This is a genomic window from Methylomonas rapida (assembly GCF_024360925.2).
Classification (GTDB): Bacteria; Pseudomonadota; Gammaproteobacteria; order Methylococcales; family Methylomonadaceae; genus Methylomonas; species Methylomonas rapida.
The window spans coordinates 860,943-872,363 of sequence record NZ_CP113517.1 but is presented as its reverse complement, the minus strand read 5'-3'; the positions used below and the strand labels follow the sequence as shown (position 1 = coordinate 872,363).

The window sequence follows — 11,421 nt, the reverse complement described above, 5'->3', positions numbered from 1 at the left end:
GGTTACTCTCCTTGATTTTCCCAATTGAATTGCTCGCCGCATAAGGGCACGAAAAGCAAATGAGTCTGCCCCAGTTCGATGCGGTCATAGGCTAGCAAGGGCATGGGCACGTCGACTTCCTCGCCATTCAGATAGGTCATGCCGCGGCCATCACCAGGGGCTATCCTAAAACTGGCTTTACGCGGATTGAAACTGATATAAGCATGATTCTCGCGTGAAATAGCCTCGTCGCCGTTGATGCAAATCGCCATGTCGGCGCCACGACCGATACCATTGCGTTCGCTGCGAATACGATAATCGCGCCCTTTTTCGGGACCTTCGATGCAAACTAGCCAGCCAACGACGGGATCGATGCCAATTTTCTTGCGCACCATTGCCACGGTGACGCCGATATCGGCCACTCCCGCCTGCCCACGCACTTGCGTGACCATTGCATCCACTGGCGCCGCCTGCATTTGCGCATCGCTATTGCCGGCATCCAAACCGGGCACACCACAAGAAGGACAGCGACTATGCTGTTGGGAGTCATAATAATGGCCGCGTTCACAGCGTATCAGTTTCATGGCGAGTATCCTTAATGAAGTTAACGGGCAAATGTTACTCGGTATCGGGCCAAAATTTAGCGAAGATCCTTGCAATCCATCGTAGCCCCCCATTCCGCGCACAGGCTGCGCAAATGCTCGCTATAGCTTGGTTCTTGTTGCCTGGATTGTTGCTCTACCGGTTGAGACTCCCTGCGCGCGCTTTCTTCGAACCGCTTCAGGGCCTCGATCTGTCGTTGTTTCAATTCTTCCGCCGCCCGCCGCTCTTGCTCCCTGGCTCGCAACATAGTCTCCTCGTGGTATGGCTGGCCGGAAAAATCTCGCCGAACAGCGAGTCCGCTCGTATCATCCGGCATCGCTACGGGGGCAATGTCAAAGCGCGCCTGTCGAGCCGGCAACAGCCAGAACAGTAACAACAGCAATAATAAGATAACCATCAATCGTCCAGGCCAACCCTGAAATACGGCCAGTCTTTCCACGACGGCACGCACAGACAATCCTGCCACGGCATCCGGCGGGGCAAGCTCCGCGGTTGCCGAGCCTGACGCTGTGCTGAGAAACTGGTTTTGTAACGAGGCCATGGTTTGCGGCCGCTGCGCGGCATCGATCGCCAACGCACCCAGCAAAACCTGTTCCGCCCGCACCGGAATCAACGCGCCATGAGCCGTCGGCGGCCTCAGTGAATCATGACTCAACCTGTCCTGCGTATCCGGCGGTACTTGCCCCGTAAGGCAAAAATACATGCTGGCGGCAACGCCATAGACGTCGCTCCAGGGTCCTTGCCCGTCAAGATCTTGGTATTGCTCGGCCGGCGCAAACCCCGGCTTGACCAAAATCGTCGAAGACGCCGGTTTTAAAGGGCCGCCTGGCCGGCTCAACTGAGCCGCGCCGAAATCCAGCAGTTGTATCCGCCCATCACCGCATAAATAAATATTATCCGGCGCAATATCGCGGTGCAGCAGTCCTGCGCCATGCACGGCCCGTAACGCATCCATCACGTGCATGAATATCTCCAGGGTTTGGCACCAGTTCTGGCAACCCCGCCGCTGTATGTAACTTTTCAGCGTTTCGCCCTGTACATATTCCATGACCATGTAGCCGGTGCCATTGGCGGGAAAAAAAGACAGTACGGAGACAATACCGGGGTGCTGGCGAAATTTGGCCAGCGTGCGGGCCTCATCCAGGAATTGATTGAGTCCGGCGTGAAAATGGCTTTGCGCCTGGGGAGAAATTGGCAATACCTGCGTGGAACCTGGCGCGCGCATGGCAAACTCGCGCGGCAAGTATTCCTTGATGGCGACCTTGATTGCCAAATGGGCATCCCATCCCAAATAGGTGATGCCAAATCCGCCGTATCCCAATACTCGAGCCACGCTATATGGCGACTTAATCACGGTTCCGGGCGAGAGATGCAGCGTATGGGCCGTCTGCTCACCTTTACGCCAGCCGCAATGCGGACAAATCGCGAGACCTGCAGCGGTTTGTAAACAAGCGGGGCAAAGCGAGGCGGACATGTAAACCGAGAATTCGGTGAGCGGCTACAAGCAGGGTAAAAAGCCGAGCCGATCCAAACAGGCAATGCTCATGGATAGGGATCGGTGGTAAGACTATCGGCCATTTCGGTAATGGTGTTGATTTCATCTTGCAGTGTATCCAGAATTTCAAAACCCGTGGTTGGCTGCAATTCCAGCATGGCCCAGATATCGTCGGAACAGGTCTGATTGGCGGCATCGCCAATGCCGATTTGTCCCAGCAAATAATCGTTGATATAAGTCAACAGATTCAATACGTCATGGTCTCCGCGATAAAACGGATTATGGTGATGGTAGACGATATCGGTAATCACCTGAGGCATGGACCAGGCACTCATCAACCAAGCGCCCAATTGAGCATGATTGACGCCAAACACAAAGGTTTCCAGGTTATAAATGGATAGAGTCGGATTGACGTGGATCAGCTGATTTAAACGCTTAAACTCTGGGGCGAATTGATGACCGAATAACGGAAAGCCTATATTGTGCAACAAGGCCGCCAACAAAATTTCCTCGGACTTCAATCCCGTCCCGACTGAAGTCCTTGCCGCCAATGCCGGCATCAACCGGGTACTGGCCAAGGCGTGAATCCAGAACATGCGCGTACCTATCACGCCTTCCCTGGGCGCCCTTAACGGCGCCATCACCGCTAGGCCCAAGGCCAGATCGAGGACAAAATTAAACCCCAACACCCGCACGATGGCATTACGCACCGTGGTTATTTTTCCGCGATAACCGTAGAGCGCGGAACTGGCCCAACGAATGACTTGCGCGGTCAGAATAGGGTCAAGCTCAATAATGTCGACCAAGTGATCAACATCGGCACTGGGATCGGCAATGAGTTCTATGATACGCGCGGCTGTACCCGGAAAGGGAGGGAGCGCCTGAATTTTCGCGATCGTTTCGCGCATGTCGTACGGCGGGGTAAAACCGTCTTGCGAATCGATCGCGTCCAGCGTCCAGAGTTCGAGCGTAGACTGCATGTGCTTGCCTAGTTTAAATTGAGCCTGTTTAATTTTCGATAAAGCGTTCTTTCACTGATATTCATTTCCGCCGCGATCAACTTGCGGTTGCCTTGATATTTTTTAATCAAGCTGGCTATGAAGTTGGCCTCATACTGCTCCAATGCGGACAATGCCGGTGCCGTTTGCTCGGGCGCAATCACCTCGGTTTCGCCATTGGTTATGGGTTGCACCGATTCATTAAAACAACGCATGAAATGAATATCCTCTTCTTGAATCGTGTCGCCAGCGCAAACGCTGCCGGCCAGTTGCAGGCAATTTCTCAGTTCGCGGACATTGCCTGGCCATGCGTGCTGCATCAGCTTGATCAACCCCGCGCGACTGATCGCCAAAGGTTTACCCCGCATCAAGCTCAATTGTTGCAAAAAGTGATCCACCAACAACGGAATATCCTGCTTGCGCTCGCGCAACGGCGGCATATGAATCGGAAACACCGACAAGCGATAAAACAGGTCTTCCCGAAACCGGCCTTGCCTTACCATCTCCGCCAAATTCCGGTGCGTGGCACACACAATCCTGACCGATGCTTTCAGTGTTGCCGTGCCACCCACTCGCCTGAATTGCCCGCTTTCAATCGCGCGCAGTAACTTCGCCTGCTGCGAGAAAGGCAATTCACCGATTTCGTCCAGAAACAGGGTACCGTTATCCGCCAATTCAAACAGGCCCTTTTTATTATTAGAGGCGCCGGTAAACGCGCCTTTTTCATGCCCAAACAATTCGCTTTCAAACAAATCCTCGCCAAACACCGTGCAATCGGCAATCACAAACTCGCCGCGCGCCTGCATCGAATGTCGATGGACAAACTCGGCAGCAAGTTCTTTGCCAGTTCCCGTTTCACCCAACAACAATACCGGCACCAAGGTCATCGTGGTTTGCTGCAATTGCGCCTTTAAACGCAGGAAAGGTTCGCTTTTACCGATCATGCCGGTTTGATGCACTTCGTCCGCGGACTTGTGCAGCAGATTTTGCGACTCGCCTAAATATAGCCGCCCATCGGCGTCCAGCAAGGGATAACCATGCACATTCAACAATTTTTTGGACTCTTTTCCGTCATCCGCGCTAAAAATGCCGGCATAAGGCTCCAATGTTTGAAACAAATGCTGGTGCCGGCATACCCCCGTTTGCTTGCAACAGGGCTGACCGATTTGATGTTCCCGTGGAATTCCGAATGCCGCTTCCCAGGCACGATTGACCGCTATAACACGTAGATCGGCGCCAATCACCACGAAAGGTTGTTCGTGAGTTTCTAGCAACGATTCCAGCCTAAAAACACTTTGCGCCATAAATCTCGTCAAATATTCGAATTGCGGAAGCCTATCTTGACATCCCAAGCGACTTTCCGCCAGCCGTGACAGTTTTTTCTGACAATTTTGACAGGTATTTATCCGGCGTTTCAATGCCAAAACGCTGGATTTGGAAATAAACCCTAAGACTGCCCATCTGATTCATCGCTGATGGATTTTGCCCATCAAAGCCGCCGTAAAACCCGCATCGGGGATAACCTGACGACTTGCCTCACCCCCCAATACCCGGCCAACCCCACGGAAAAGGCGCCGATGACGGGTAACAGCGCCCATATCAGCAATGAAGGCTCAAAGGCTATATGCATCACCCACTTGTACAATACATATAAAATCGTCTGCGCCAGCACAGCCGCCAGAATCCCCGATATGGCCCCCAAAATGCCAAACTCGATTAAATGAATTTTTCTGAGCCAGGCTCTTTTGGCGCCCAAGGTACGCATCACGGCGCCTTCATGAATCCGGCCATCCAGCGTTGCATGGACGGCGGCAAACAACACCAAGAATCCCGCCAGCAAGGCCAAATACAACACGATATTGATCGCCTGGGTCAACTGCGAGAGTATGAGCTTGAACTGTTTCAGGATTTGGTCAACCTCCAGCACGGTCACGGCCGGATAGGTTTTGACCAGTTGATTCAGCAGATTTTTTTGCCCGTCGGGCAAATAAAAACTGGTCAGATAGGTCGCCGGAAAACCGTCCAGCGTGCCGGGCGAGAAAATCATGTAAAAATTGGGCTTCATGGTATCCCATTGCAGACTGCGAATATTGGCGACTTTCGCGCTGACCTGGGCACTGCCTATCGTAAACAACAATCGGTCGCCGACCGCTATTTTCAGATTCTCCGCCAATTTCTGTTCCACCGACACCCAGCCGGCTTGTTTACTCGGCCAGCCCTCGCCCGCGGTAATCGCATTGTCTTCCGGCAACATCTCCGTCCAGGTCAGACTCAAATCACGCTGAGTCGCCGCCTCGCCGCGACTTTCCTTGCTGACTCTGACCTGCACGGCTTCGTCGTTGATCGCCACCAGCCTACCCCTGACGATGGGATAAAACCGGCTACTGAGGATACCCGCTTGCTGCAAATCCCGCTCGAAGGCCGCCAACTGCTCGGGAATGATGTTCAAGGCAAAATGATTGGGCGCCTGCTCGGGCAATTGTCGCCGCCATTGCTCGATCAAATCGCTACGCACGCTAAAACTCAGGCTCATCGCCGCCAGCGTGATACTGAACGCCAGGATTTGGCCAATACTGGCACCACGGTTACGCAAAATACCTTGCATCCCTAACCGCCAGCCCACACTCAAACGCGGCAACCATCCCCTCAGCCAGCGCAGCAATCCCATGATCAGCAGCGTCAACACCAGCAATGTCAGCATTCCCGAGCCAAGCACACTGGCGGTCATCGGCCAATCGTTGCTATAACGCCCAATCAATAGTGTCATCAGCAACATCGCCAAGCCATAAATCAGCCAAGCCTTTGTCGGCAAAGGCTCCAGCTCCCGCCGCAACACCCGCAACGCGGGCACCCGGTGCAAACGCAATAATGGTGGCAGCGCAAAGCCGAGCAGTATCGCCATCCCGGTGATGAAGCCGAAGCAAACCGCCAGCCAGCCCGGATTGGCCAGTTGCGTCGGCAGCAAGGATTGCAGCAAATAAAACAGCCCCAACTGTCCCAGCCAGCCCAGCAAACAGCCCGCCGCGCTGGCAAGCAATCCCAACAGCAAAAACTGATAGACATAGAGCCGGACGATTTCTGCTTGCCGGCAGCCCAGGCAGCGCAACAGCGCCGCGGCATTGAAATGGCGTTCGGTATAGCGTCCGGCCGCCATCGCGATGGCCACGCCGGCAATCAAAACCACCACGATGCTGGACAAGCCCAAATAACGCTCGGCCCGCTTCAACGCGGAACCCAATTCCGGCCGATCATCATGCACATCCATGAGTCGCTGCGACGGATTGAGCTGCGGTTTCAGCCACTGCTTGAACGCGGCCAATTGCTGTTCAGCCCCGGTGAACTGATAAAAATACTGCACACGGCTACCCGGCTGCACCACGCCGGTCGCCAGCAAATCGGCCTGACTGATCATCACGCGCGGCGAAAAACTATAAAAATCGCCACGCTTATCCGGCTCATAGCTCAATACTTTCTTAAGCCGCAAGGGCTTTTCACCCACCGTAACGCTATCACCCAGCTTCAGATGCAAGGCCGACAACACCCGGTTTTCCACCCAAGCCTCGCCTGGCGGCGGCCCCTGCTGCTGGATGGCCTCATCGGCCGCATCGCCTTCCAAGGTTTTCAAAAAACCGCGTAGCGGATACGCGGCGCTGACGGCTTTGATCGAGGCCAACAGCATCTGTTCGTTTTCCAGCAAAACACTGCCGAATTCCGTGGTTCGCGACGTGACCAAAGCCAACGCGGCCGCCTGTTCCAGCCAATTCGGTTCGATCGGCGCCGGACTCGATACCACCAAATCGCCAGCCAGAAACTCGGCGGCCTGCAGTGTCAATGTGCGTTGCAATCGATCGGCGAACAGCGAAATCGTGGTTGAGCTGGCCACCGCAATGACCAATGCCAGCACCAGCAAGGTCAATTCACCTGAGCGGCCATCCCGTTTCAATAACTTGAGCGCCAACTTGAAACGTTTCATGCCATGCTCCCGGCTTCGAGCCTGATCATGCGGCCGCAACGCGTGGCCAATGAAGCATCGTGGGTAACCAATACCAGCGTGGTATGTTTTTCCTGGTTCAGCTCAAACAACAGATCGATGATATGGGCTCCGGTTTTGCTGTCCAGATTACCGGTCGGCTCGTCGGCGAATAAAATCGACGGCTGCGTGACGAAAGCTCGCGCCAAGGCCACCCGTTGCTGCTCCCCGCCCGACAACTGTTTAGGCGTATGTCCCAAACGCTGCGCCAAGCCGACCCGCTGCAACAACGCACGCGCGGCATTCTCCGCGTTGTCATCGCCGCTCAATTCGAGCGGCAACATCACATTTTCCAGCGCGGTCAAACCAGGCAACAACTGAAACGACTGAAACACAAAACCGATCAATTCGTTGCGTAACACGGCCCGTCCATCTTCGTCCATGCGCGTGATATCTCGGCCATCGATGCTGACAGAACCGCTGCTGGGCGTATCCAATCCCGCCAACAAACTCAGTAACGTGGTCTTGCCGGAACCGGATTCGCCCACGATGGCAATGCTCTCGCCCCGCTCGATGCGAAGGTCAACGGATGACAAGATTTGCAAAGCGCCTTCCGAAGTGGGTACCGATTTACCCAAGTTTTGTGTCACGATAATAGACCTGTTGGTTTTTTCAGTCTGAGTTTGCATGATGTATAGCCTTGTCCTTGCCGTTGTTCTGAGTTTGACGCCCTTGGCCGCTGTGGCCAAAGCGATAGTCGTGTTGGGAGATAGCATCAGCGCCGGATACGGCATCGATGTCAACGCGGGTTGGGTTAATTTGTTGCGGGAAAAGTTCAAGCAACAACACCTGGACTATGTTATCAGCAATGAAAGCATCAGCGGGGATACCTCGGCCGGTGGCCTGGCGCGCATCGATCAAGTGCTGGCCAAACACAAGCCCGACATCGTATTGCTGGAGCTGGGCGGCAACGACGGTTTGCGCGGCCTTTCGCCGCAGGAAATGAAAAGCAATCTGAGCGAAATGGTGCGCCGCAGTCGACAAGCGGGAGCGAAAGTGTTGTTGCTGGGCATGAAAATTCCGCCGAATTACGGCAGGCGCTACATCGATATGTTCTACAACATTTATCCGCAAGTATCCGCCGAGCTGAAAGTGCCGCTGGTACCCTTCATTTTGGAGGAGGTGGCCTTGAAGCCGGAACTGATGCAGGCCGACGGCCTGCATCCCAATGCGCTAGGGCAACCCTTGATCATGGAGAAGGTCTGGCCCCATTTGCAACCGCTGTTGAAATAATAATCCGCCTCATTTCGCACGGTGATTCGCAAAGCGCCGCACGCTCGAAGCGTGGCAGCCGAATAAATCGCACCCGCATTGGTTTGCCCCCTGTTTAATCCTAAAAGCATCAGTAGTCCACGAAAAGCACGAAAGACACGAAATAAAACAGTTGGTTATGTCACGTGATTTGGTTACTCACAAGATATCGGCTTTTTTGAGCAATAACTTTTTGAAACTGTTCGTGATTTTCGTGTGTTTCGTGGACCCAATGATTTTTATAGGTTAATCGAGGCTGCTGCCAGAGTTGTCAGCCCTCAACAAAATTGTCATGAGTGTCATGTTGAAATGACAAATTACTGCAAAAGTTCATTCATTTTTTTCCACTACCGCCTCCCAAACACTTTCTTGTTCATGTAGAGCCACCGCCCTTTTGAAGAAGACCGCCGAAAAATCAAGTTTTCCACCCAAAAAATATTTAGCTTTCAATTCATGAAGTTACAACGCACACTCATTGCTCTTGAGTCAGGGTTCAGCGCAAAAAGCCAAACCTTTTTCATTCCAACCGCAATCATGGAACTACAATCGCTTCAGTCATTATTTAAATGGCATCTATTTTGCTTAATTACGACGAAAAATAACGACAGCAGAGGAAAGTAATGACGACCACTAATCACGCCAAATTAACCAGCTTAGGTCTTGCCACCATGCTGTTCGCGGTTTTGTCTGGCACGGCCGAGGCCGCCAAACCTGACAAACCATCAAACGCAACCTATACAAACTGTAGCGGAGTGATTTCTGGTCTTATTTCAGGCGCGACAGACTGCGAGATTAGCGATCAAACTCAAGATTTTCTGAAACAGGATCCCATGACGGTCAATTTATCAGGTGGCTTTTTCGATACCAGCGACTGGCTGTTCGGCGGCAAGATAGGCAACACGGACGGCTATGAAGGAACCTCGGAAGGAAAGTCCGGGACTTACGATTTCAGTTTGCTGTTCAACAATACCAATTGGGACAATGTCATGCTGATTTTCAAGGGTGGCAACGATACTTCCCTGGTTGGTTATTTGCTGGGCTCTGGTGTCACGTCTGGAACATGGGCATCACCATTCAGAGCCCCTGACTTTTCTGTTGGCAAGAAAATAAAGGATGTATCGCATATCAGCGTTTACTACACCGAAGGCCGTACCAAGGACAATGGTTCAATTCCTCCTGCCGGAATAACCGTACCCGAACCCGGCGAACTAGCCTTGCTTGCCATCGGCTTTTTCGGTGCCGCATCGATGATGAGAATCAAAAGACTCAAAGCCTTGCGAACCCCCAAGTCGGCTTAGGAATGTGTGAGAAATAAGTTCGGCAATGGCAGGTGCGAATTCATTCGCACTATGCTGATAAATCCGCACCCACACCGAATACTTGCATGGATTATTTTATGCTCATTCACTAGGATCGTTGCAAACGCCGTCGTCTCTCTGCCGGCGTTTGTTCAAGGCTCATCCAATCCGTTCGGAGTGACGCCAAAGGCTTTGAGCACCCCGTTTCAGGCCTTAACCACAATCACCGAAATATTGTCCCGCCCGCCCCGATTTTCCGCTTCATGCACCAGGCGCTCGGCGATTTCCGCCACCGAGCCATCCGAGCACAAACCGGCAATGTCATCATGAGCCAATTCCTTGTCTATGCCGTCGCTGCACAGCAAGAACAAATCACCGGCCTCAATCTCGCCCTGGCCAAAATCCAGCTGCAATTGCGCATCGGCGCCGACGGCGCGGGTAATGATATTGCCGCGACCTTGTTCCACGCTGCCATCCACCGGAGCGCTTCCCTGACTGATGGACTCGTTGTACAAGGAATGATCCAGCGTCAATTGCTCCAACGCTCCCCGGCGATAACGATACAAGCGACTATCGCCGGCCCATAGATAACGAAATTGCCGCTCATGAATCATTAACACCACGATCGTACTGCCGATGATGTGGCCATAGCCGCGCCGACTGGCCATTTGCAGCAACTGCCGATTGACGTTATGCAGCGCGGATGCCACTTGCTCGCTGAAGTGCTCCAAATCATCGATCGCCGGGATGTCGGTTAGCGCATCGACCAAGGCCTGACTGGCGACATCTCCGGCGCTATGTCCACCCATGCCGTCGGCGACCGCCCACAAGCCTGCCTCGTTGCGCAGCAAAATCGCGTCTTCGTTTAGCCTGCGCCTCAAGCCGACGACAGTGATACCGTAACTTTGCCAGGAAAATTCGTCACCGCCCTCCCGCGAAAGCGGAGTATCGGCCTGCGCTGTCAGGTTTGGTTCTTGATCCGGTAGCGGCGGTGGTTGCTGCATAACCGCGGAATCGGCCCTCTCGGCTTGAATAGCAGCATAACCCGGCACCACGCATCGACGCGACAATTGCCAGCCATGCCGTGGCCAGTCGCCCTTCAAAAAACCGACATAGGCATCGACCGGCGGCAGTCCCTCGCATACCAACAGCGATGCCTCGACACCTTCATTGGCCGACGAACGCCAGTAACTGCAACGCGCCAGGAAACGTTCCTTCAACTGCTCGCCCAATTGCACGAAGGCTTGCGGGGTATCTTGTGGACTGACCAATTGAAATTGAAAGGCCAGTCGCGCCGAACCGGATGCAAAAGCCACCTCTTCACCACGATAAGCGGCAGGCAAAAACCGGCTCAAGTCCAGATTTTGCAACCCCTCATCGAAACGCTGCAAATCAAAGTCGTAATCCAGCGACGAAAACGCCAGTTCGGACAGGGCGTCAAACCAGCCGCAGGCGGGATCGAACAACTGATTCAAGCGTGCTGCCTCGACCTTGGCCGCCAAGGTCAACGGAAAATAGCGGCCAACGCGATCGACGCTCGGCATCATCACGCCGGCCCAAGCCTCGCCGCCGCACAACCCCGGCGTCAAGCCAAACTGCCAAATCGGACTGACCAAGAACGTATCCAGCCAGCTTTGGCCCAATTGTTCGCGACTGGCGGCGATGCAACCTTGCAGCCACTGGTCCCAAGGTTCAATGAACTGCCTGGGCAAGCGCCTGGATAAAAAATCACCGTGACTGGGCAACTTGCCATAAAAACCGACCATG

9 protein-coding genes are annotated in these 11,421 nt (G+C 53.8%); 2 read left to right on the top strand and 7 right to left on the bottom strand.

What is annotated here, in order from left to right; all coding sequences use genetic code 11:
• Positions 1-2: 2 nt before the first annotated feature.
• The 6 genes from NM686_RS04175 to NM686_RS04150 form a co-directional block, all read right to left on the bottom strand.
• On the bottom strand, positions 3-563 hold the full coding sequence (locus tag NM686_RS04175; RefSeq protein ID WP_255186627.1) for an FHA domain-containing protein: 561 nt from the start codon (positions 561-563) through the stop codon (positions 3-5).
• Positions 564-619: 56 nt separating this feature from the next.
• Positions 620-1,936 carry a serine/threonine protein kinase gene (locus NM686_RS04170; protein WP_255186626.1) on the bottom strand — a complete coding sequence of 439 codons (1,317 nt, stop codon included), beginning with the start codon at positions 1,934-1,936 and terminating at the stop codon, positions 620-622.
• 188 nt (positions 1,937-2,124) lie between these two features.
• Positions 2,125-3,057, bottom strand: coding sequence for an HDOD domain-containing protein (locus NM686_RS04165; RefSeq protein ID WP_255186625.1), 933 nt, complete (start codon positions 3,055-3,057; stop codon positions 2,125-2,127).
• Between the two features lie 8 nt (positions 3,058-3,065).
• Positions 3,066-4,379, bottom strand: a complete 1,314-nt coding sequence (locus NM686_RS04160) for a sigma-54 interaction domain-containing protein (protein ID WP_255186624.1) — start codon at positions 4,377-4,379, stop codon at positions 3,066-3,068.
• 185 nt (positions 4,380-4,564) lie between these two features.
• Positions 4,565-7,048 (bottom strand): ABC transporter permease, encoded by a 2,484-nt coding sequence (locus tag NM686_RS04155; protein ID WP_255186623.1) that lies wholly within the window; start codon positions 7,046-7,048, stop codon positions 4,565-4,567.
• Positions 7,045-7,734, bottom strand: coding sequence for an ABC transporter ATP-binding protein (locus tag NM686_RS04150; RefSeq protein ID WP_255186622.1), 690 nt, complete (start codon positions 7,732-7,734; stop codon positions 7,045-7,047). The genes NM686_RS04155 and NM686_RS04150 overlap by 4 nt, the downstream gene beginning before the upstream one ends.
• A gap of 1 nt (position 7,735) precedes the next feature.
• On the opposite strand from NM686_RS04150, the gene NM686_RS04145 reads away from it, so the two are divergent.
• On the top strand, positions 7,736-8,338 hold the full coding sequence (locus tag NM686_RS04145; protein WP_269022910.1) for an arylesterase: 603 nt from the start codon (positions 7,736-7,738) through the stop codon (positions 8,336-8,338).
• A 638-nt stretch (positions 8,339-8,976) separates the two neighbouring features.
• A complete protein-coding gene (locus NM686_RS04140; protein ID WP_255186620.1) occupies positions 8,977-9,654 on the top strand; it encodes a PEP-CTERM sorting domain-containing protein in 678 nt (225 codons plus the stop codon).
• A 206-nt stretch (positions 9,655-9,860) separates the two neighbouring features.
• Here the strand turns inward: NM686_RS04140 and tagF are convergent, their stop codons facing one another.
• Positions 9,861-11,420, bottom strand: coding sequence for a type VI secretion system-associated protein TagF (tagF, locus tag NM686_RS04135; RefSeq protein WP_255186619.1), 1,560 nt, complete (start codon positions 11,418-11,420; stop codon positions 9,861-9,863).
• Between the last annotated feature and the right edge of the window lies 1 nt (position 11,421).

Coding starts and splice junctions, on each gene's coding strand:
- tagF (WP_255186619.1), bottom strand. CDS start 11,420: ATGGTCGGTTTTTATGGCAAGTTGCCCAGTCACGGTGATTTTTTATCC.
- NM686_RS04165 (WP_255186625.1), bottom strand. CDS start 3,057: ATGCAGTCTACGCTCGAACTCTGGACGCTGGACGCGATCGATTCGCAA.
- NM686_RS04150 (WP_255186622.1), bottom strand. CDS start 7,734: ATGCAAACTCAGACTGAAAAAACCAACAGGTCTATTATCGTGACACAA.
- NM686_RS04145 (WP_269022910.1), top strand. CDS start 7,736: ATGTATAGCCTTGTCCTTGCCGTTGTTCTGAGTTTGACGCCCTTGGCC.
- NM686_RS04155 (WP_255186623.1), bottom strand. CDS start 7,048: ATGAAACGTTTCAAGTTGGCGCTCAAGTTATTGAAACGGGATGGCCGC.
- NM686_RS04140 (WP_255186620.1), top strand. CDS start 8,977: ATGACGACCACTAATCACGCCAAATTAACCAGCTTAGGTCTTGCCACC.
- NM686_RS04175 (WP_255186627.1), bottom strand. CDS start 563: ATGAAACTGATACGCTGTGAACGCGGCCATTATTATGACTCCCAACAG.
- NM686_RS04160 (WP_255186624.1), bottom strand. CDS start 4,379: ATGGCGCAAAGTGTTTTTAGGCTGGAATCGTTGCTAGAAACTCACGAA.